General features: G+C 40.4%; 22 protein-coding genes. 9 read left to right on the top strand and 13 right to left on the bottom strand.

Translation table 11 applies throughout. The features are described from left to right. Positions 1–76 precede the first annotated feature (76 nt). The gene (locus tag HYD_RS03060) at positions 77–1,069 is read right to left on the bottom strand and encodes a tyrosine recombinase XerC (protein WP_236864820.1); all 993 of its coding nucleotides are present in this window, start codon (positions 1,067–1,069) and stop codon (positions 77–79) included. A gap of 274 nt (positions 1,070–1,343) precedes the next feature. On the opposite strand from HYD_RS03060, the gene HYD_RS03055 reads away from it, so the two are divergent. From HYD_RS03055 to HYD_RS03035, 5 genes are all read left to right on the top strand, one after another. After that, complete coding sequence (locus tag HYD_RS03055; RefSeq protein ID WP_236864818.1) at positions 1,344–1,973, top strand: hypothetical protein; 630 nt, start codon at positions 1,344–1,346, stop codon at positions 1,971–1,973. A 95-nt stretch (positions 1,974–2,068) separates the two neighbouring features. After that, positions 2,069–2,530, top strand: coding sequence for a signal peptidase II (gene lspA / locus HYD_RS03050; protein WP_236864816.1), 462 nt, complete (start codon positions 2,069–2,071; stop codon positions 2,528–2,530). Continuing rightward, positions 2,505–2,864, top strand: coding sequence for a hypothetical protein (locus HYD_RS03045; RefSeq protein WP_236864814.1), 360 nt, complete (start codon positions 2,505–2,507; stop codon positions 2,862–2,864). Before lspA ends, HYD_RS03045 begins: the two co-directional genes overlap by 26 nt. 27 nt (positions 2,865–2,891) lie before the next feature. After that, positions 2,892–4,181 (top strand): hypothetical protein, encoded by a 1,290-nt coding sequence (locus HYD_RS03040; protein ID WP_236864812.1) that lies wholly within the window; start codon positions 2,892–2,894, stop codon positions 4,179–4,181. Positions 4,182–4,189: 8 nt separating this feature from the next. Continuing rightward, the gene (locus HYD_RS03035; RefSeq protein WP_236864810.1) at positions 4,190–5,464 is read left to right on the top strand and encodes a DNA recombination protein RmuC; all 1,275 of its coding nucleotides are present in this window, start codon (positions 4,190–4,192) and stop codon (positions 5,462–5,464) included. Positions 5,465–5,476: 12 nt separating this feature from the next. Here the strand turns inward: HYD_RS03035 and HYD_RS03030 are convergent, their stop codons facing one another. Further along, a complete protein-coding gene (locus HYD_RS03030) occupies positions 5,477–6,169 on the bottom strand; it encodes a ribulose-phosphate 3-epimerase (protein WP_236864808.1) in 693 nt (230 codons plus the stop codon). A 131-nt stretch (positions 6,170–6,300) separates the two neighbouring features. Between HYD_RS03030 and HYD_RS03025 the strand changes: the two genes are divergently transcribed. Continuing rightward, the gene (locus HYD_RS03025) at positions 6,301–7,122 is read left to right on the top strand and encodes a 2,3,4,5-tetrahydropyridine-2,6-dicarboxylate N-succinyltransferase (protein ID WP_236864806.1); all 822 of its coding nucleotides are present in this window, start codon (positions 6,301–6,303) and stop codon (positions 7,120–7,122) included. Positions 7,123–7,323: 201 nt separating this feature from the next. On the opposite strand, the gene HYD_RS03020 is transcribed toward HYD_RS03025, so the two are convergent. From HYD_RS03020 to lptC, 7 genes are all read right to left on the bottom strand, one after another. Beyond that, on the bottom strand, positions 7,324–8,286 hold the full coding sequence (locus HYD_RS03020) for a DNA polymerase III subunit delta (protein WP_236864804.1): 963 nt from the start codon (positions 8,284–8,286) through the stop codon (positions 7,324–7,326). 68 nt (positions 8,287–8,354) lie between these two features. Further along, positions 8,355–9,533, bottom strand: coding sequence for a D-alanyl-D-alanine carboxypeptidase family protein (locus HYD_RS03015; protein ID WP_236864802.1), 1,179 nt, complete (start codon positions 9,531–9,533; stop codon positions 8,355–8,357). Between the two features lie 73 nt (positions 9,534–9,606). Next, positions 9,607–10,662: a rod shape-determining protein gene (locus tag HYD_RS03010; RefSeq protein WP_336511905.1), complete on the bottom strand. Its 1,056-nt coding sequence runs from the start codon at positions 10,660–10,662 to the stop codon at positions 9,607–9,609. A 301-nt stretch (positions 10,663–10,963) separates the two neighbouring features. After that, the gene (gene rplT / locus HYD_RS03005) at positions 10,964–11,320 is read right to left on the bottom strand and encodes a 50S ribosomal protein L20 (protein WP_236864798.1); all 357 of its coding nucleotides are present in this window, start codon (positions 11,318–11,320) and stop codon (positions 10,964–10,966) included. 21 nt (positions 11,321–11,341) lie between these two features. Continuing rightward, positions 11,342–11,548, bottom strand: a complete 207-nt coding sequence (rpmI, locus tag HYD_RS03000) for a 50S ribosomal protein L35 (RefSeq protein ID WP_236864796.1) — start codon at positions 11,546–11,548, stop codon at positions 11,342–11,344. Positions 11,549–11,695: 147 nt separating this feature from the next. Beyond that, entirely contained in the window at positions 11,696–13,045 is a 1,350-nt protein-coding gene (hflX, locus tag HYD_RS02995) for a GTPase HflX (RefSeq protein ID WP_236864794.1), read from the bottom strand. 118 nt (positions 13,046–13,163) lie between these two features. After that, positions 13,164–13,727, bottom strand: a complete 564-nt coding sequence (lptC, locus tag HYD_RS02990) for an LPS export ABC transporter periplasmic protein LptC (RefSeq protein WP_236864791.1) — start codon at positions 13,725–13,727, stop codon at positions 13,164–13,166. Positions 13,728–13,837: 110 nt separating this feature from the next. On the opposite strand from lptC, the gene HYD_RS02985 reads away from it, so the two are divergent. Further along, positions 13,838–14,578 carry a lysophospholipid acyltransferase family protein gene (locus tag HYD_RS02985; RefSeq protein ID WP_236864789.1) on the top strand — a complete coding sequence of 247 codons (741 nt, stop codon included), beginning with the start codon at positions 13,838–13,840 and terminating at the stop codon, positions 14,576–14,578. On the opposite strand, the gene HYD_RS02980 is transcribed toward HYD_RS02985, so the two are convergent. From HYD_RS02980 to HYD_RS02965, 4 genes are all read right to left on the bottom strand, one after another. Continuing rightward, positions 14,575–15,396 carry an inositol monophosphatase family protein gene (locus tag HYD_RS02980; RefSeq protein WP_236864787.1) on the bottom strand — a complete coding sequence of 274 codons (822 nt, stop codon included), beginning with the start codon at positions 15,394–15,396 and terminating at the stop codon, positions 14,575–14,577. The two genes, HYD_RS02985 and HYD_RS02980, sit on opposite strands and share 4 nt — an antisense overlap. Before the next feature lie 105 nt (positions 15,397–15,501). Continuing rightward, positions 15,502–16,260, bottom strand: a complete 759-nt coding sequence (locus HYD_RS02975; protein ID WP_236864786.1) for a lysophospholipid acyltransferase family protein — start codon at positions 16,258–16,260, stop codon at positions 15,502–15,504. A gap of 44 nt (positions 16,261–16,304) precedes the next feature. After that, on the bottom strand, positions 16,305–17,114 hold the full coding sequence (locus HYD_RS02970; protein ID WP_236864785.1) for a GNAT family N-acetyltransferase: 810 nt from the start codon (positions 17,112–17,114) through the stop codon (positions 16,305–16,307). Positions 17,115–17,307: 193 nt separating this feature from the next. Further along, on the bottom strand, positions 17,308–17,982 hold the full coding sequence (locus HYD_RS02965; protein WP_236864784.1) for a hypothetical protein: 675 nt from the start codon (positions 17,980–17,982) through the stop codon (positions 17,308–17,310). A 222-nt stretch (positions 17,983–18,204) separates the two neighbouring features. Here HYD_RS02965 and dusB point away from each other — a divergent pair, with 222 nt between their 5' ends. Together dusB and HYD_RS02955 are read left to right on the top strand one after the other, a co-directional pair. After that, on the top strand, positions 18,205–19,176 hold the full coding sequence (gene dusB / locus HYD_RS02960; protein WP_236864783.1) for a tRNA dihydrouridine synthase DusB: 972 nt from the start codon (positions 18,205–18,207) through the stop codon (positions 19,174–19,176). Next, positions 19,133–21,373, top strand: coding sequence for a sensor histidine kinase NtrY-like (locus HYD_RS02955; protein ID WP_236864782.1), 2,241 nt, complete (start codon positions 19,133–19,135; stop codon positions 21,371–21,373). The genes dusB and HYD_RS02955 overlap by 44 nt, the downstream gene beginning before the upstream one ends. Positions 21,374–21,402: the final 29 nt, after the last annotated feature.

The following is a 21,402-nucleotide window of genomic DNA, read 5'->3' as shown; positions in this document are numbered from 1 at the left end:
CACACAATTCACAAAATCTCTTCCGCAAATAAAAAGTTAGAGTTTTGCTTTTATGTATTTTCTCGATTGAACCCTCTCATTCATCAGGATCTTTTTTATTTCTCATCAATACGCTTGGATGACTTTTCATATATCTCTCTTTCATTGCTGAAGCACTTACCTTTGTATACACCTGAGTTGCCTTCAGACTCGCATGACCTAGAAGCTCTTGTATATCCCTTATATTCGCGCCATTCTCCAGCAAATGTGAGGCAAAACTGTGCCTTAAGCTGTGGGGAGTAGCGGATTCAGACATACCAACAGCACGCCTCATAATCCTCATTTTTTTTTGAACAGCCCCAGGATACATCGGCTTTCCAGTTACGCTTATAAAAAGAGACCTTCTTTTGTCTTCTGCGCTATACGGACACTCCGTTAAGTAGGCATCTATTTTTTCTTTTGCCATTCTTAAAATCGGCACTTTTCTTGCTTTTTTGCCTTTTCCAACGACAGTTATACAGCCGTCCATATTTTCCCAATCTTCAATTTTGATAGACAGCGCTTCTGATATTCTTAGCCCGCACGCATATATCAGAGTAAAAATGGCATCGTCTCTCATATCTTTCCAGCACTTATCGCCTGCGCCTTCAACGACAGTTACCGCGTCGTCCATAGACAGAGGCCGAGGCAACTTTTTGCCAACGCGCGGACGGCTCATAACATGTATCTTAGATGACGGCTTAAGCCCTATCTCATCCAAAAATTTATACAGCATTTTTATCGCAGACATCCCTACCGCATTTGACTGCTTTGTAACGTCCATACCTATGCGTCTAGAAAAAAACGCTCTTATATCTTGAGCAGACACCCGAAGCACAGTAGACAAAGTAACCTCTTCTGCGAAGTGTTCAGACAAAAATTCAAAAAACCCAGCGATAGCGCTTCGATATGTTTTGGCCGTCATCTCTGAGCGCCCTTTATAAAACTGTATCCAAACCAAGAATTCGTATAACAGCTCATCTGAACTTATAGCAACCCCCAAAGACAGAGACTCTTCAAGTTTATCCTCGCTTCCACCAACATCATTCATACAGCGATTCCTAAAAACCTCTTGAAAGCATTATATCAAAAAAACACGTTTACAAATGACCGCTTTTAAAATAGAAAATTTTCAACCATTTTTTCTGCATATTAGGACATATTAAGAATAATTAGTCTTTATTTTTAGATTTATTTAGCTTTTTTTACATAAAATATGACGTATTATTATATTAATTCTAAAACATATAATGCATATCAAAATCATTTCATTAATATTTTCAACATTACTCATTACTAATATTTCTTGCGCCGGAAAAGAAGACATGTTGCTCGGCGATTCTTTTGATCCTATGAACTCACAGACGACATCTAAAGATTCTATACAAATACCAAGCAAACTCCTTTCCTTAGACTTTTTTGGCATAATGAAGTCCATAGACCCAAACGATAGAAACAACATCAAAGCCCTAAACAGAGCCGTTGGAGCCCAGTTAGCAGACATCTTGCAACAAGCAGAAGTTATAGCAAACGACGATACAGCAGAAACATACCTAACTCCAGAGCAGGCTTGGAATGAGTATAAACAAAAGGCTCAACAATCAATAAACGAACTAAAGAAAAAATATAGAGCCTATGTTCTAACTATGAGGAATGAAAATCCCGAAGAAAGAGAGACAATAAGCAAGCGCTCTATCATGATGGAAGACGCGTTTAAATCTATAGAGGAAATAATAACGTCTTCAAAAGAGTTTGAAGACTATGAGAGGGCATTAAACAAAGCCGTTGGAGCGGGAGGAAGCGCTGAAGACTTTGTAAGCAGCAAAACCGAAGGCGACAGCCTAAGCTCTATGACGAGAAAAGTGCTAACCAACATAGAAAACAACATATCTAAGAGGTCTGTTTTAGGATATGCCGCCGTGTTAGTGATAAAATCCATAATAAGCCGTCTGTAGCGTTTGTGTCCAGACTGCTCTGGTTCCTTCAGGCTATTGAAATAGCTGGGCTATACAAATATCATGTGGTACGACTCCATCGATAAAATATCATTATGGGAAAAAGAGACGTATTTATTAGTATTGTTATTGTTGTTTCGTCTATATTAATAGATCAGATAACAAAGCGGTACGCACAGTGCATCAAAGCAAATACGGTAATAGTAGACGGGCTTGTCAATTTTGTTTATTCATGGAATAAAGGAGTTAGTTGGGGGATTTTTTCTTCTTTCGGGCAGCCTGCGATAGTGTTGACGGCGCTGTTAATAGTTTTAGTACTTGTTTTTTGGCTCTATCGTGCTCCGCTAGTAAGAAAAGTAGGGATTTCTTTTATGATAGGAGGAGCTATAGGAAACCTCATAGACCGCATAATATACGGAGCCGTATTTGATTTTCTAGATTTTTATCACGGAGAATGGCACTTTCCTGCGTTTAACGTTGCTGATATCCTAATAAGCGTTGGAGTTATTATTTCTGTAACGGAGAGTTTATATGACTGCAAAAATAAGCGGGTATAAGAGTCCATACGCCGTTGACTTTTCAAAGATGTTTCATTTTGTATGCTCAGCAGTCTGTATGTGCATAGTATGCGGTTGCGAGGGGATAAAGAAAGGAATAGGCGTAGAAAAAACACCGCCAGATGAGTTCTCTGTTAGTCACGGAAGCGCTAAAGATCTCATTGTTCCGCCGTTTGATATACTAAAAAAGCCAAACGTTTCGGAGGGCAGTTGCAGCAGTGAGGCCGCTCCTGCAGAAGCGGATCCTCGCTCCATCGACACAAGCGATAAAGTTGATGGGATTTCAGAGACAGAGTCTTTGATGTTAAACAAGTTATCTGTCGGGAAAAAATAGCCTGGCGCTCATTCGTTTTGGAGCTATATGTTTAAAACAGGACCAATAATTCATCAAGATATAAGTCCATGCTTTCTTTATGGCGCATTAAGCGATGAGCAGTTTGTCATCGCGCGAAACACTGCAGACTCCGCTTTCCGAGCGGTAGGAAGAAATGCAGAAAACAGAATGCTCCCGTTTCTAGAAGCTCCTTTCAACGAAGAATGCATAGAAAAAGCAGAAAGCGTAGTCTCTCACTTCAGAAAATTTGAGTCAGTTCTTGTCATAGGGACCGGAGGGTCTTCCCTTGGAGCAAGAACTATGACTTCCCTGCTGCAGTCTTGGGTTATGGCAGACAACGCTTTCCCCAAGCTATATTTTCTTGACAATTTGGATGCGGAAATATTTTGGGAAATAATGTCTATAGTAAACCCCAAAACAACAGGAGTCATCGCCGTTTCTAAATCTGGAGAAACAGCAGAAACTCTTATACAAGTCATGCGGTGCATAGAGTACTGGAGCGGAATAATAGACATCGGAACTCTCAGCGAACAGTTTTTGTTTATCACGGAACCAAAGAATAATTTCCTGCGAAAAATAGCTGCTCATTTTGGAATAAAATGCATGGATCACCCTACAAATATAGGTGGAAGATTTTCATGTTTCTCTCTTGGAAGCATCCTTCCTCCAATGATAATAGGGTTTGACGTGCGAAAATTTTTCCATGGCGCAGCTTCAACTTGCAATCAAATATTTCTTGGAAGACTAAGGGCTCCGATAGACGGAGCAGCTCTGGCGCTTGCGTTATATAATACAAAAAACATAAGAACGCACGTATTTTTTCCTTATGGCGACGCTTTTTCCTCGTTTACATTCTGGTGTAGACAACTTATAGCAGAGAGCATAGGGAAAAATGGCGTTGGTTTCACTCCAGTATATGGCATGGGCCCAGTAGACCAACATAGCCAACTGCAACTGTATATGGATGGCCCAGACGATAAATTATTCACTGTTCTATTTGAAAAGCAAGTAGCCAGAGAGCGGCTATCGCCGAATACATGGGACTTTCTGCCTAGTCTTCGTCCCTTCGCCATAAGTGCTATAGCAGACCTTGTATCAGCACAATGTAACGCCACATGCCAAGCTCTTATGAAGAAAAAAAGGCCTGTAAGAATACTGTGCGTTCACGTGTTAAATGAGCAAACTCTCGGAGCCTTAATGATGAACTTTATAATAGAAACTTTGATAACCGCTGAGATATTCCATGTCGACCCCCTCACTCAGCCAAGCGTTGAAATAGGGAAAAAAATAGCACTTGACGCTCTTTCAAAAAGGTAGATAGAAAAATGGATATAGCAACGTTGTCACTTGTATTATTTGCTGCATTTTACACACTTACCAGAGAATTTTTTTGCTTTCTCGCCTCAAAAAAATATAAAAACCTGAAAATCAAACATGAAAAATGCATCGACTCCATTATAAACATGAAATATGAAAACGAATACTTAAAAAAGAGGATAGAAGACCTATCCAACTTCCTCACAGAATCTAAGATAGAAATGGAGAAATCCGCAAACCTGATATGCCAAAATGCCATATCCAACAGTCAAAGAACTTTTATGTCTGTAGCGGAATCTTTAATAGAAAAAACACATGAAAAAACATCGCTTTACTTAAGCGCGCACAAAAACGAGATTAAAACAATATCAGATCCCCTTACAGCCTCTCTTAAGCTTCTTGAGGAACATATTCGCCAGCTAGAATCTACTCGCGCAGGAGCATATGAAGGATTAATACAACAGCTGCGGGAATTATCCGAAGGGCAAAAATTTCTAAAGTCAGAAACTAATAACCTTGTAAGCGCGCTTCGCTCGCCTCATATAAGAGGGTGTTGGGGGGAGATGCAACTTAGGCGAGTGGTTGAGCTTGCAGGCATGCTTCCTCACTGCGACTTCGATGAACAAGTAACTCTGAAATCCGAAAATTCCTCTGCGCGTCCAGACCTCATCATTCGCCTCCCAGGCGGAAGGTTCATAGTGGTAGATGCAAAAACTCCGGTAAGCCACTATCTCGACTCTCTCTCATCAAAAAACGAAACAGAGCAAAAAAATAAGCTAAAAGATCATGCACGAACACTAACTATGCACGCCAAACTTTTAGGAGAAAAAGAATATTGGAAATATAAAGATGGACCAGAGTTCGTGCTTCTTTTCATCCCTGGAGAAGCATTTCTCAGCTCTGCTCTAAGCGTAGATCCGTCAATCATAGAAACTGCAGCAAAAAATAATGTAATACTAGCCACACCAACAATTCTAATAGCCCTTCTTAAAACAATTTCATATGGATGGAAGCAAGAAAAACTTCGCTCCCATGTGCACGCTATTAGTGAGATAGGAAAAGATATGCACTCAACTATAGAAAAAATGAGAACAGCAATAGTCGCGCTCGGAAAGGGAATGGGACAATCAACGAAAGCATACAATCAAACTATAGAAATTCTCAATACAGATGTGCGGGCACTTTCACAGAGACTCGAAGATATCGGTGCCTGTGAAGAAAATTCTGCAACGAACGAAAAACGAATGCCAATTATAAAGGGCCCGATAAAAGAAATGGCTTGAAAAAAATCGTCATCAAAAGGCACACGCCTTTCGAATCTTGTCTATAGCAATTTTGTAAGGAAAACTAGAAAACGCGAATCCTCCAACTATAACAGCGTCTATATCGTGTTGCACGCACAATAAAGCCGTGGAATCCGTTATCCCTCCATCAACAATAACCCTAATCCTTCTATCTGGTCTGATATCGCAAAAAGCTTTTCGGACAGCGCTAATCATAAAAAGCCTATCCCTCAAAAAGTCTTGTTTTTCCATCTTCGGATAAACGGTCATGATATTAACAAAATCTATAACATCCCAGGCCTCTCGCGGCAAATCTTTATATTCTTCATCCGGAGAAAAAACCACTCCGGCCTCACAGCCGACATCTTTTATACAACGCAACGTTTTTAAAAAATTACCGTCGCTTGAAGGATGAATCCCTATCGAACTCACACCGGCATCTTTAAGTAAACATATATAAAGGTCAGGACGATGGACCATGAGATGAACATCAAACGAAAGGCCCGTATGAGGACGCATTTTTTTGATGATTCCTGGACCAAAAGTTATGAACCCGGGAGAAAAATTCCCATCCATTATATCCAAATGCAAAAAATCTGCGCCTCCGCACTCAATCCTCTCCAGCTCTTCTTTCAAACAAGAAAAATCTGCAGACAGCAAAGAAATTCCAATCAACACAACGTCGCCCAGACACCGCAAGCCCATATCGTATATATTATTTAACATTTAACTGCTCGCATAGTACTCATTGATTTTTATTCAAAAACTTGCAACGGAAAAATTTATCATGCACCATGTTCCGTGATCATGTTGTTTATTTTTGTTGGAGAGTTGAAATGAATGTTTCCCGTGTTATCGATATCATAAATGTAGAATGGGAATCTTCTGGCTCATTTAAAGAATCAGAAGTTCTGCGCGCAATAAACATAGCATATGACATGCTAGACTCTGGGAAGATAAGCGTTGCAGAAAAAGTTATTGAGCATGATGAAGCAACACACACCAAGTGGAAGGTAAATGAATGGTTGAAAAAAGCGATTCTTCTTTCGTTCAAATTTCTAGACATTAAGCATTTTAGCGATGGAGTCATGTTCTGGAGAGACAAAATAACATTAAAAGACAGTCTTTCTCCGACATTTCATAAAAACCGTATAGTCCCCGGGGCTTGGGTCCGACGTGGAGTATATCTCGCAGAAACTTCTGTAGTCATGCCTTCGTTTGTAAATGTTGGGGTTAGAGTAGGAGAGGGATCTATGATAGACTCTGGAAGCTCTATAGGGTCATGCGCATATATTGGAAGCAGGTGCCATGTATCTTCAGGAGCAATGATCGGAGGAGTGCTAGAGCCGCTCCAAGCTACGCCAGTTATAATAGACGACGGTTGTTTCATCGGCGCTGGATGTTGTATCCTAGAGGGCGTTGTGATAGGAAAAGAAAGCGTACTAGCGTCAGGAGTCACACTCAGCGCAAGCACAAAAATAGTACATAGAGAAACTGGAGACATAACGTATGGGTATGTTCCTCCGCATTCCGTCGTTATCCCGGGAGCTATAGCAGATGAAAATTCAAAAATATCTATTTTGTGCGCGGTTATAACGAAAAGTGTTAGCGAGCAAACGAGGAAAAAAGTTGCAACCACGAGTATCCTGAGAGACTAAATAATAGCATACACAACTAATCTGGCGGACTTCTGACGAATGAGTGCAGCACCTTTTATTATACGGATACGTCCTTCCGCGCTCTGATCTCCAATATCTTTAAACAAACACCGTAAGGGTCTGATAGAGGCCAGAGGCGCCCTTGCGAGCCCATTTTCTCGAACGCTTTGCCAAAAATTCTCAAAATATAACCTATAAGATTCATAATCTATAAGATTTTTTTTGGATAGCTGAAATAGCGTCTTTCATAAGGCTTCTAACCAATGGCTCTTTTGAACCCGTTTTTATTGCTATCTCTGCCAATATCAACTTCTCTAGGGCTTTCGTCACAGATTCAAGAGAAACATTTTTGCTCGCCTCTTTCGTTACGTTAAGATATTTAAAAAATATTGCTGGCCTAACTTTAGACTCAGCTTCGCTCTCGCTCACTCCATCACTAATAAGCGCTTTAAGTTGAATTAGTTGATACAGCTGAACCTGCCATGCGCGCAGCATTTTTATCAAATCTGATTGCGCAGGCGAACGCTCAACATAAGAAACCAGATCGGCACTGTTGTTTGACAAAATTGCTGTATTGATACCTGGAAACTCTGAGGAAATTATCTTTTCCAAGATATCTTTGGTTATCCCGCCATCGATCAAGCGCAACAACTGGAACAAATCGTTCCAAGAACCATTTATTGTAATTTCTCCACATATTTTCAAAGCGTCTTCGTCTATATCGATTTTTGAGATTTCGCACTTACGGCGAAATATTCGCTGCGACTGCATTATAGAACATTCATAACATGCAATAGCCAAAAGCTTTTTTTCTAGCGCAAAGTGACGGACCATTTTAGATGATGTTTTAGACTTCGAGTTAGTAACCACAAGTTTAAATCCATCTGGAATGTCTGCAATAGCTCTAATATAATCGCTCAGACTTGTCTCTTTTGCTTCGAAAATAACAAAAACCATCTCCTTTGGCTCAAAAAATAGACTCGGCGCCGTAAGGTCGTAAAATGAATTGAAAAATTCATCTTCGTCAATGGTTTTTAATTTCGATACACGCCCTATCTCTGCTATAAGCCCGTTCTGCAACCCAACTCCACCGCCATATAGCAAAACCGCCTTCGCGCTTGTCTTCGGAAAAGACCCAATAAAATCAGCGATGTCCATTTTCATGAAATTTCCTAGAAATATTCTGCTTAGCTTGCCAAGCTAACTATCAACCAATCAGAAGCACAAAGACTCTAATGCATACCAAATATATGCATGATCCACGACATAACTCCGTTCTCCCTAGCATCCTCGCTCGCTATAATCGGAAATTCTCTATCCTCAGCACCTGGAATGGTGACAGTCAAATTTCCTATCTTTTGTCCTTTAGAAATAGGTGGAACAAGCGGAGCCAAATATTTGATTCTAACTTTTATTTGATTTTTCAGTCTTTTTGGAATAGAGAAGGAAATTTTTGATTGAGAAACTGCTGCCATATGATCCCCTCTCCAAACAGGAATCATCTCTATCTCCGCCCCCTTTTCGAATACAACAATAGGCAAAAAACACGAAAAGCCATAATTCATAAGCCTAGAGACTTCTTGCGCTCTCTTGGACTCATTTTCTATCCCGTTCACAACAAGCAAAAGCCTCCTTCCTCCGCGCACAGAAGACGCCACCATTCCACACTTTGCAAGATCCGTTTTTCCTGTTTTTACTCCATCCAAAAAACCATTCTTCAAAAGCATATTTCGATTTCTCTGTTTTATTCCGTTAAATGAGAATTCTTGCATAGAAAAATATCTGGCATACTCTCCAGAAAAATCATTAATAAGACGACGAGATATCATTGCCAAATCCCTACAAGTAGAATAGTGAGCAGAATCAGGCAGACCAGACGCATTAACAAAATTAGAATTTAAAGCTCCCAATTCTTTAGCTTTGTTATTCATTAAATCAGCAAACGCTTTTTCCGATCCCCCAAGAATTTCAGAAACAACCACGCATGCATCATTAGCTGATGAAACCACAATCCCCTTAAGCAAGTCTATAACTTTAACGCTCTGCCCAGATTTTAAAAACATCGACGTCCCAGGCTGTTTTGCTGCCTCCTCGCTGACAATAAAATCGTCTTCCAGCGCTATGTCGCCATTTTTTATGGCCTCTAAAAGCAAGTACGCTGTTAGGATTTTTGTCATTGATGATGGAGGCATTTTGCTATTCGCATTTTTTTCAAATAACACAGAACTAGTGCTAAGATCTAGCATAAAGACCTGGCCGGCTACAGACTGGAGCTCCTGCCCACTAAACGCGCTATAAGCTAATACAAAACAAAGGACGCTCACAACAGTCGACGCCCTAATGATGCTCCAAACGATGAGCCGCAAAACCCTCATACAACCGTCAAATCTAGAAACATATGACCTCAACATAAACAGAAAAACCTCCATTAACACAAACAGCTACCAATAAATGTCAATGCACAGACACACCTAGCAGATAAACTCATATAGCGGCCAATACAGAGTCTTTAAGCTCGGACAATTTCTCTAAAACCATTCCAGTCCCCACGGCAACGCACAACAATGGGTCTTTTGCAACATTCACTTCCAATCCTGTCGCGACACTTATAAGCCTATCAAACCCATTAATAAACGCTCCTCCACCTGTCAACATTATGCCGCTGCGAACGATATCCGAAGACAGCTCTGGAGGCGATTTTTCAAGGGTTGCCTTTATACTGTCAATTATGGAATTCAACGGCTCCTTTAAGCTATCTACGATTTTCGTAGCTTTGACGCTCATCTCTTTTGGTGTTCCAGAAATAAGGTCTCTCCCTCGCATAACGATCTCTTGCTTCTCCACCCCCTCGTCATATCCTTTTTCAGAATAGTACACAGAAACGAGCGCTTTCTTCGCTTCTTCCGCAGCAATATCACCAATAAACAGTCCATACTCTTTTTTTACAGAAGCAACAATAGTCTCATCAAACTTATCTCCTCCAACTCGAATTGAAGAAACAGAAACAATCCCTCCAAGCGATATAAGAGCTATTTCTGTCGTGCCGCCACCAATATCCACAACCATTGAACCAGACGCATCAGTGACCGGGAGGCCGGCACCTATCGCCGCAGCCATTGGCTCCTCTATCAGATAAACATTCCTTGCTCCAGCCCTCAGGCCAGCATCATTTATTGCCCTTTTTTCAACTGCTGTTGCACCAGATGGCACACATATGACTATCCTAGGACTTATAAAGCTCCTACGATTATGCACCTTCTGTATAAAATGCTTTATCATCTCCTCTGCTATTTCGAAGTCAGCTATCACGCCATCTTTCATAGGACGGATAACGGATATAGTCGAGGGAGTGCGGCCAAGCATTCCTTTAGCTTCATTCCCGACAGCAATTACTTGCTTAGATACACCTTTATTGCTCACAGCAACAACTGACGGCTCATTCAAAACGATCCCCTCACCTCTAACATATATAAGGGTATTAGCCGTACCCAAATCTATCGCCATATCAGACGAAAATAGGCCTATTATTTTCCCAAACACAACGCCCCCCTGCACCAAAGCTAATGACTCATCAGACATTCTAAATGCTTTATACGCTTGTTAAAAGGTAGACAAAACAGTTTTTCGAAAATTATCTCAAAAAATCTACTCTAAAAGAAACACATACAAATAAACAAAGCAGAAAAGACACGGCACATGCCTCATCACATGACGAAACAACAAAAGCCACCTAAAACAGCTCCATCGATACAAAAACAACCGACCGAAAGAACAGCAGACTCTAAAGGGCGCTACACAAAAAAACAAACTAAGCAATCAGAAAATACAATCGCAAAGCAGTCTATCTAACTTTCTCCACAAGCGCCTCAAATGCCTTTGGATCAGACACGGCCATATCAGCCAATATCTTCCTATCGAGCTCTATACCTTCGACCCCGCCAGCAACTTTAAGCTTATGGATAAACTCAGAATATTTAAGTCCATATTGCCTAACAGCAGCGTTTATTCTCTGAATCCAAAGAGCACGGAAATCTCTTTTTTTATTACGCCTGTCACGATACGCATACTGAAGAGCTTTTTCCACCCGCTGCAGAGCGATCCTATAACAACTTCCAGACCTTCCTCTGTATCCAGAAGCCATTCCTATAATCTTCTTATGCCTATTCCTGCTTTGAACGCCTCTTTTAACTCGAGCCATAGTAATCCTCCGCCAACATAACTACCGCAGACCGTAGGGAGCAAACGACCTCCGAACAATCCTCGCATCACATTCTTCCATAGCGCAAGTGCCACGAGAATCCCTCTTCATATCATTAGACCTCTTGCGCAAATTGTGCCGCTTAAACGCACATCCACGCATTATCTTACCGCTAGAGGTAGAGCGAAACCTCTTCTTGCAGCCACTATGGGTCTTCAACTTAGGCACAAAACCCTCAACAAAAACAAATCCACTCTGACGATTCTATCACGCATTAGTTTCTGGCGCAATCGCTCGCTCTCACTAAGCAAAACATTATTTCCATTGAGCAAAAATACAAAATATGAAAAAAGAATTGCAGAAAAGCGAATCTTGTTATGACACAACCGCATCAGGAAACTTAGAGCAAAATCTCATTACGTTCGAATCTGTAATCATAACTTCCGCCATCATTAGCTGTTTGCCATCTATCTCCTTCATTCCTACACCGAGCACGTGAGAATGACTATATAGCCAATCAACAGCGGCTCCATTGCATGGAGAAACAAAAATACTAGCGTAAGCGCTTTTTGAATCAAAAAATTCATCAATATTTTGTAAAAGAAAACCAATTCCTTCTCCTGAAATAGAGCTTATCAAAACGCCATCTTCGCAAAAAGACTTATGAACAAGATCGCTCTTATTCAAAATATTTATAACGGGAGCAGAACATTTCATGTCGGACAAAATATTTTCGACGGCAACCTTTTGTTCAAGTACATTTGGGTTAGAAGCGTCCATAACATGAAGCAAAAGGTCTGCTTCTTGAACTTCTTCCAGAGTAGCTTGAAATGCTGCCACAAGAAGCTGAGGCAGTTCAGATATGAACCCAACCGTGTCCGACATTATAATCATTCTCTTTGACGGAAGTATTAGGCGCCGCATAGTAGGGTCAAGAGTAGCGAATAACTGATCTTTCGCCTCAACTTCTGCGCATGTAAGCGCGTTGAAAAGCGTAGATTTTCCGGCATTAGTATATCCGACAAGCGCAATTATTGGCCATGGGACTTTTTTCCTAGCGCTTCTTTGAATAGATCTTGTGCGCTTAACTTTGTCTAGGTCTTTCTTTATACGCACTATACGATCTTCAAGCAACCGCCGATCGACTTCAAGTTGAGATTCGCCAGGTCCTCCAATAAACCCAAATCCCCCTTTTTGCCTTTCGAGATGCTTCCATACTCGAACAAGTCTAGTTTTCTGATACATCATTTTCGCAAGCTGAACCTGAAGCATCCCCTCTGATGTGCGGGCGCGATTTCCAAAAATTTCCAATATAACGGCGGTGCGATCAAGAACTTTCTTACCAGTCTTTTTCTCCAAATTCCTTTGCTGAAGGGGACTAAGATCAGGGTCAAACACTATAATATCACCAGACAACTTTTCGCACACATCCCGTATGCTCTGAACAGCTCCGCTTCCTATAAACGTAGCAGGATTTATAGACTTCAGATTAAAAAGCTTATTAGAAACAACTGTAAGCTGAAGAGCTTCAGCAAGACGAGTAGTTTCTACCACCCTTTCGCTTTGCTCAATAAAAGAAACTTCTCCGCTAGTCTGCTTTTCGTCTAATACGTCTGTTGCAGAATCGCAATTTTCTATACCGTTATGCTTCTTGCCGCCTGTCAACGCGCGAACGACAATCGCCCTCTTCCCTCGAAGAATGGCTGAATCATCATGAAAAAACATTAACACCTCCAGATAATACTATCGCCCAGACATATAAAACAATATGCATAAAACATCACAAACATATCCTTTTTACACGCTTTTGTTCAATTTTACGAAAACAAAGACTCCCTGAAATTTACCGTTTCTCGTTGACATTTATGACCATCTTAGCTCTGCCATTTAGCAAAATTCTGTTTCCATGATCAAGGATTTTGAATCTTTCAGCAGAAAAAACACCAAGCGGCCCGTTTCCTTTGACCAATGCATTACCAAAAATGTCCTTTGTCTTCATGTCCATTGACGCGCTTTCAGTGGTTATTTTGTATTTTCTCGAATCCTTAAAAGACACATTGCCGCTTACTTTTATCACCTCTTTCGCCTTGTCATAGCTTGCACGCTCTCCATCCAAAAAGTATCTTATGTTCTTGTCCTTCAACTCAACTTTTGGAAACAGAAAAGTAAAAAGAGAGGATGTTTCGCGTTGCGCTTTTTTAGCATAAAAAGAATACTGGCGCTTCTTATCGTCTATAGAAAAGAATTTCGCATCAGTTACAGAATCTCTTTCGGACTTCCAGGCCTTTTTTGGAAACGCTCCATCATACATATATCTTCCAGTTATCAAGCCGATTAGTATAGCAAAAAAGCCGCCCCAAAGAAACGAGCGTATAACAAATCTTGTACTACGGTTATATATTTTCATCTAAAGGGCGCGCTATACAACTGCCTCTATTGTACATCATACATTTTAACGGGTAAAATTTGAACTTTGAGGGAAAAAGAGAGACATTTGGCAGAGCGCAGCTCCTTGCTATGCTTAGTGTGAAAAATATGAGAATACCGCCACTTCTGATGTGTAGAAATATAGCATTTTATATATGTTCTTTTATATGGAGTTTCGCATATTTTTTCCCAATTACAGTTTTTATATTTTTCCCAAGAAAATATAGCTTTTTTCTTTCTAGAATATGGGCAAAAGGAATGCTGTTTCTAGCAAAAGCACTATTGGGAATAAAGGTTGTTATAACTGGAATAAGAAACATCCCAAACTCTGGCAGCTATATAATAGCGTCAAAACATCAGTCCGCCTTTGACACAATCGTATTCAGCACATTCATTCAAGATCCTGCGTTTTTTTTCAAGAAAGAGCTTTTATTAATCCCTTTTTTCGGCTTATATCTTAAAAAACTTAAAATGATCCCGGTTTACAGAGGAGAAAAAGCGTCTGCAAAGCGCTATAAAAAAACAGAAGCAATGGTAAAAAACGCAGTAAACGAAAAAAGACCTATAATAATGTTTCCAGAAGGAACCAGAGTTTCTGTTGGACAAAAATCTGAATATAAATCCGGAGTGTTTCATTTCTATGTTAAATTTGGAGTCCCTGTTGTACCGGTTGCCCTTAATTCTGGAGAGTTTTGGCCTCGAAGAAGATTCATAAAAACACCTGGAACAATAAAGATAGTACTTTGTAGACCGTTGCGCGCGAAAAAAGACAAGAAAGAGTTTATGAAGGATCTAAAAAGCTCTATAGAAGGATCAGTAGCAAAACTTTAACTAGCAAACTGCATTATTTCTTTTCGCAGAAACTTATGGACATACTGATTGCCTGCTATTATCTCGCTTTTCTTGAGCATGTCTCTTCCGCCGCTCATGTCGGAAACAAAGCCGCCGGCTTCAGAAATTAAAAGAGACCCTGCGGCAATATCCCACTCTATAGCCTTGTGCTCGTAAAATCCGTCAAATCTTCCAGACGCAACGTATGCAAGGTTAAGAGCGGCTGCCCCTATAGACCTCACAGAACAAACCTTAGACGCGATAACTCTAGCAGACTCAGAAAATTCTACTTTATTTTCCATGCAAATCCCTTGCCCAAACCCAACTGATACCATGAAATCTTCAGGATTCGCTCTTGCAGATACCCTAATCCTTTTGTCATTCACGAAAGCTCCCATTCCTTTATGGGCCCAGAACATTTCGTCTCTTATGGGGTCATACACGATGCCAGCGGTAACAGCGCCTTTGACTTTAAGAGCTATAGATACAGCGAAATAAGGAACTCCGTGGAGAAAATTGTTAGTCCCGTCCAACGGATCAACAACCCACTCTGGAGAGTCGTTATCGCTGCACTCACAAATCCTCCCAGACTCTTCCATAAGAAAGTTATATCCAGGATAAAACGAGCGTAAAGTCTCGTATATTATTTTTTCAGACCTTTTGTCCGCATTAGAGACAAAATCTTTCGGTCCTTTTTTGGAAACTTGGAGGCTTTCAACTTCTCTAAAATCGCGTAGCAGCCCCTTAGATGCTTTTAACGCCGCGGCTGCCATAACATTCACCATAGGAGACTGAGAAGTAAACGACCTATCTGACATACGCAACTCTGCACCAACGAGCATAGTAGATGCTAGCACACAAACTGGAGAAAGTATATGCAAAGTCGCATCGATAAAAATACGCTGACGATATGCCAAAGCATATCATATATGAACTCCGCGAGAAGCGCTCAATAAAGATTTATGAGAAAGATCAGCAAGAGCCTTTCTGTCGCAACAAGATTCTGTTTGGCTTATAACTGGAAGAATTCGTACGCACGCCTTTACTCTTCTAGTTTCCATTATCCTAATCAAGTGCGGAAGCATAGCAGTTTCAGCCCCTATCCAACTATAGTTTTTTTTATCAGCTCTCTTTGCCGGAAATCCATTAAACTCTTTGTATTCGAGAAATATCGGTTGTATTACGCATTCTCGCGGCAGTTTAAAAAAAGAACTTTTAAATGGCAAAATTCTGCAGCCATCGCTGGTTGTACCTTCAGGAAACAACACCACATTGTCACGATTGTTTACAGCGTTACATATGTTTGCAACAGAAGCCCTGGTAGAGCTTGGCTTCCTATCAACAAATATTGTTCCAAACATACCAGAAAGCCATCCAATAATAGGCCAGTTCCTCACATCGCTCTTTGATATAAACCTCGCTGGTACAACGCTTCCTATCACAACTATGTCTATATAAGACATATGGTTAGAGACGAACGCCGTCGAGACATTTCGTCTATCAAGACTACCATCAACAACACAGTCTATCCCTATTGCTTTGCATAATAGCCTGCAGAAAAAACTTAGCGTATGAGCGCTTATAGGCCCAGGAAAAAATATTCTAAAAATAGCACAAAAACTAACACATGACGCAATTACAGATACGACAAAGAAAGCCCTATAAACAACTCTGAATTTCATACTAAGACAAAAGGTTCCAGCAAAGCTCTAATAACAAACAACAATCAAGAGCATATATCAAAAAACCTTTTTAAATAATCTCTAGAGAGAGAATTGGCAAACACTATCACGCAAACATCTATACAATTAAACTGCTTATCCAAAAATGCCCCATCGCCGACAACTGCACCTATCTTTAAATAGCCCTTCATCAATGAGGGCATCTCTTGCTCTGCCCTTGCATAATCTATGCACTCCTCGGGAAGCATTTTCATATCGATTCCTAGCCCCTTCCGTACTTTTGGACGCAACTGAGGAGGAGCAAGGTGCCTATAATACAACAGAGATAGCGCGTTTTTAAAATCCTCTTCTTGAGTGCCATAAAAACTAGCGCACCCGAACATAACGTCTATATGAAAAAGCTTTACATACCTATCAAGCCATTTTAGCAGCATGTTGAAAGCCTTTTTCGACCTATATAGAGGGTCGACGCACGCCCTTCCAAGCTCTAATACATTCCCTTTGTATAAGTCCATGCAACTCATATCAAACTCAGACGAAGAATAAAAACCTCCGCACTTTGAAGCAGCATCTCTGGTAATAAGCCTGTAACTGGCGATAACGCGAGCCGACCTGCTTAAGTCTATAACAACAAGGTGATGGCAAAAGTCATCAAACCTGTCCACGTCTATCTTTTTTGCATCTTCTCCTGATTGTACACACGCCTCGCCGTTTCCACCGCAAAACACCCGATACCTAAGCTCCTGGGATGCTAACACTTCCTCATGGCTGACCGCTATACGAACCTCAAGATCGCCATACCTCATACAAATGCCGCGAAGCAAATCCCGAGCACCGCAATTATCACGCGACATTGAAACACAACCAAACAAGACTCAGCTTGCGAGAGTATATATCAAAACCCAAAACATTGCCACAACGGCATCAGCCCCTTATGCATAACAATTACCACTTTCCATGTTAACTCTATCAGTTTTGCTCATATCTAATGCCATCTGCAGCGTTCTAGCTCGACCTAAATAAATCTTTTAATTATTTATTTAAGCCTTATTTTTTCTTTCTAAAAAAAGAATATTTCAAAATCGGTTTTTTCACAGAAGCAGATTTTCTTTTGCCGCTTTCTTTATGGCCCTCTGGCTTTTCCTTTTTAATGTCTGGTTTATCGCCACCTTTGCTATACAAATGAGACGCCGCGACCACTGCAGCAACCCCTGCAGAAATCGTCTTTCCTTCTCCAAGTCCAGCTCCCTTTTTCTCTGAGCTATTAGCCACACGAGCTCCGTCAAAAGGAACACCGAGGACAACCATACATCTAGCTTCTTTCTCTGAGCATTTCTTCCCTTTTTCATCTGTAAAAAGAACTTTATGAGCAGAAGCAACAACGTCGCTATTAACAGAACTGTTTATATTGCACACTGATAATAGGTATTTAAGAGCGGCATCTTTTCCATCTTTAGAAATCATCCCTTTTATTTTCTCCTCATACTTTTTAGGTATGTTTATATCAATAGGCTCATATAGATCTTTTTTTATGTTATATTTCATATGGCGAAACTTTTTATTAGAGAAAAAGTCGACTATAGTGTGCGCTGCGGCCTCATGAACAGACGAACAATTCTTCGGCTTGCCTTCCTGACTTACAGAGTTATCATCAGATGCAAAAGAGCACATATCGACCCCAACAATACCAGCAATAATAACGAATAGAATGGAATATTTCATTTTTCCCCTGCGCAACAGCTACACACGGAATAACATATCACAGCTTGATTAACATATAACGAATAGTCGCTCGATTATACCACTTTTTCAAAATATTCCTTTGCCGTACGGAAATATAGTAAAAACTCTATGCTACTTACAAACCCATAAACCAGGAATCAGTTGATATGACAAATACAACGATGTATCGTTTAGCAATTACCCTAAATAAGGTCTTTGATTATGGATTTTCTGGAAAGCGAAATTCCAGTTATACTCGCCCCCATGGCTGGAGTAACAGATCTTCCTTTCAGAAAAATCGTCTCCAAAATAAGCTCTCCTTCGCTTATATTTTGCGAAATGCTTGCTAGCGAAGCCATGCTGCGCTGCGCACAAAAGTCCTTACGCAGAATAGCAAGCGACTCACAAACGCCTCTTGCCGTTCAACTTTTAGGAAACAATCCAAACGTGATGTCCGACGCGGCTAAGATATGCGAACAGAATGGTGCAAAGATAATAGATATAAATATGGGATGCCCAGCAAAAAAAATTGCACTAAACAGCGAGGCCGGAGCAGCGCTTATGAAAGATGAAACGCTAGCTGGAAAAATCATAGAAAGCGTTGCGACCTCTGTCAAAATACCTGTGACAGTTAAGATGCGCAAAGGATGGGATGAAGCCGCACAAAACGCTCCAAAATTAGCAGAAATAGCCGAATCGAGCGGCGCAAAACTTATCACCATACATTCGCGCACGCGCGCTCAGTTCTATGGTGGAGCCGCAGACTGGCCTTTTATAAAAGTAGTAAAATCTTCAGTCCTTCTTCCAGTTATCGCAAATGGCGATATACGATGCGAATGGACCGCTTCCGAGATTTTGCGAATATCTGAAGCAAAAGGAATTATGATAGGCCGCGCTTGCCTCGGAAAACCATGGCTGATAGGACAAATTCTGCATTTCCTCAAAACAGGCTCACTAAAACCTTCTCCAAGCATACAAGATCAACTTCTGATAATAGAAGAACATTTTGAAGAAAACTTGTCCCATTATGGAATTGAGCAGGGAGTGCGGACATTCAGAAAACACCTGTCTTGGTATAGCAAGAGGCTGCCACATTCATCAGAATTTCGTGATAATATGCTAAAAAAAAGCTCTCCTGAAGAAATTACTAATGGAATTCGGCATTTTTACGAAACAATTTCAAAGGTCATATAGGCAGGTGCTGAACTTTATCAAGTATAAATTATCGGAAAATTGGAAAAGCCTCTGCTCTATAGCTTTGATTATTTCTATTATTCCTGCCGCATTTTTTGCGTTTAATTATTTTTATTACTATACCGCCATATTTATAACGGCTTCTTATTCTCTAGCAGCTCTAATTTCCATAGTGCTGACTTATATCGGAAGTGTTATACCAAAAATGAAGCACAACCTTCTTGGAGCTCAGTTTCAGCTTAGAGTCACGTGGATTTTTTGCGTATTTTCAATAGCCCCGTCAATTATAGTCGCCATTTCTGCTGTTTTGTTTCTTCAGTCTGCTATGCAAACGTGGTTTCATAGTCAGGTGCAAACAGCTCTTCTAGAATCACAAAACGTTGCAAAAGCCTATATTTTCGAGCACCAAAAAGTAATAGAGCACAATGTTAGAAATATGGCCCAAGTGTTGGATAAAATATTTAATGATATAATCATAGCAGATAAAGATTTGTTTAAAAATCAAACTAAATACCAATTTTTCAGACAACACGAGAATATAATAACACACTGCCTAACAGAGCAAGCTTTCCTAAGGTCTATAGACGAAGCCATCATCTTTACATTCGACGATGGGCATAAAGAAGTGGTTGCGTCCTCACGTTATTCGTTTGCCCTTAGCTTTAGGCCTGTATGCGCGGCCCATATAGAAAAATCTATTTCTGACGGAATATTTTTTGAGCTCGACGAATCATCAGACAGAGCGTTTTCTATAGTTCCAATTTTTTATCCATTTAATGCCTATCTGTTTGTTAGTAAATATGTGGACCAAACAGTATTGCAAAGAGTAGCTAGAGCCGACGAATCAGTATCAAAATACACAGAATTATTGAAAAACAGAGGAATGTTCGCGCTACAGATAACTGTTGTGTTTGCTCTTCTCACAATACTCCTTGTTTTGCTGGCTCTAGTAGCGGGCGTACGCTTTTCAAAACAGTTAATCTCTCCAATAGGAGATCTCATAGACGCAGCAGAGTCTTTTAGAACAGGAAATATATGCACAGTAAGAGCAGACCCTAAACTTCAAGTAAGCGGAATTAAAACGCTGATAAATGCATTCAACACAATGGTTGAAGAAACTTCGATGCAAAAAAAAGAGCTCATAGGAGTAAATGAAAAGCTGCGTCTGCGCAACGATTTTATAGAAAAGGCTCTCTCTGGAATTACGTCTGGGGTTATGAGCTTATATTCAGATGGGAAAATAGCGCTATCGAATAAAAGAGCGGCAGAGCTACTTCTTAGAAAAAGAACAATAGATGGAAGCTTTATAAAAGAAGTGGCAGACGAGTTTTTTCCAGTATTTATAAGAGCCCTAGAAAACCCAAATAAACTTCAAGAACAACAGTTGCCGCTCGATCACCTTGGACGAGTGTTCCGCGTTCACGCAATATCAGATGCAAAAACTCGAGAAGTCGTCATCACATTCGACGAAATAGGAGAGCTGATATCTGCCCAAAGAAAATCAGCTTGGGCAGATGTTGCAAGAAGAATAGCGCACGAAATAAAAAACCCTCTAACACCTATAATGCTTTCTGCAGAGCGCCTGAAAAGAAAATACATTGGCTCCGTCCAAGATAAAGACGTTTTTCAAAAATGCATTGACACAATAACAAAGCAAGTCACATATATTGGGAAACTTATATCTGAGTTTTCTTCATTTTCTAGGATGCCAATTCCATCTTTTTCAGAACATAATTTACATGATATAATTCAACAGTCTGTATTTATGCAGCAACAGCAACACCAAGACATAAATTTTGTATATACGTCCAACTGCAAAGACATGTGTATAATGTGCGATGCTCAACAACTTGCCCAAGCGTTTACAAACATATTAAAAAATGCCGCGGAAGCCATAGAAGAGAGGTTGGCAAGTTCAGATCTCGAAACCGCTTCTGGGATCATTAGAATTCATGCATCTGAAACAAATGGGTCTATTTTGGTTAAGATATCTGACAACGGTATTGGATTAGCGCCAGAAAAATCTCTTTCCAGATTTTTCGAGCCGTATTTCACAACTAAAGCTTCTGGGACAGGTCTTGGGTTATCGATAGTAAAAAAAACAATAGAAGACCACGGAGGTGATATTTTTTTCTCTGGAAACGGAAACCGCACCGGCGCATGCGTATGCCTAACCCTAAGAAAGCGCATCCAGTAACTCCCCATTGGCTCAACGAAACGCCAATA

It is taken from the genome of Candidatus Hydrogenosomobacter endosymbioticus, from assembly GCF_021654655.1.
Taxonomy (GTDB): Bacteria; Pseudomonadota; Alphaproteobacteria; order Holosporales; family GW7; genus Hydrogenosomobacter; species Hydrogenosomobacter endosymbioticus.
The sequence above is the reverse complement of the archived record's forward strand: the minus strand, read 5'-3'. Positions and strand labels throughout refer to the sequence as shown.